This window comes from Pelagicoccus mobilis, from assembly GCF_016595505.1.
GTDB classification, from domain to species: Bacteria; Verrucomicrobiota; Verrucomicrobiia; order Opitutales; family Opitutaceae; genus Pelagicoccus; species Pelagicoccus mobilis.
In genome coordinates this window covers 1-548 of the sequence record NZ_JAENIL010000153.1, presented here as the reverse complement: position 1 = coordinate 548, position 548 = coordinate 1, and the positions used below count along the sequence as shown (strand labels likewise).

The window sequence follows — 548 nt, the reverse complement described above, 5'->3', positions numbered from 1 at the left end:
TTCTACATGAAGCATAAGGCAGAAGAGCGGAAAGAGCGCCACGCCGAACACATACGAGCCTCCGAGCGGCGCCACCTCTCGGAGGCTTCGCGTGTCCGGGCCGCCAGCGTAGCTGGCAAGTGGATACGCCGTGGTTTGGTCGCCGCTATCGTCTTTGCCGTAATCCTCGCCCCGTTCATCGTCACCGTTTTCACGGATGCCGCAACGGTCCTTCAGTACACTGAGGAAACTGGCGGAAAGCTCTTCGGATTGTTTGGCCCCGCCAAGGAAGCCGTTCGTTTTCAGTCCGTCGACGGTTTGCTCGTAACCCCAGAAACGCGCCAAGCCCTGCTCGCAGTCGTGGCCTTTTACTTTGGACAAGGAGCCGCCAAGTGAAGCGCGTATTCCTCAGCCTCCTCGAAGACCGAGTCGCCCTCATCGGCTCCGCCGGAACCGCCTGGACGGTCGCGCTCAAGCACATCCACACGACAGTGGGCATCCTCGTTGGCCTGCTTACAGTCGTTTACCTGACGATCAAAATTCGCCAGGAGCTAAAACGCAAAAACGAC

The 548-nt window shown here is 58.9% G+C and carries 1 protein-coding gene; it reads left to right on the top strand.

Features of this window, described 5'->3' with window-relative positions; translation table 11 throughout:
• The coding region (locus JIN87_RS29145; RefSeq protein ID WP_234033684.1) for a hypothetical protein at positions 1–375 on the top strand (375 nt) is incomplete at its 5' end.
• Between the last annotated feature and the right edge of the window lie 173 nt (positions 376–548).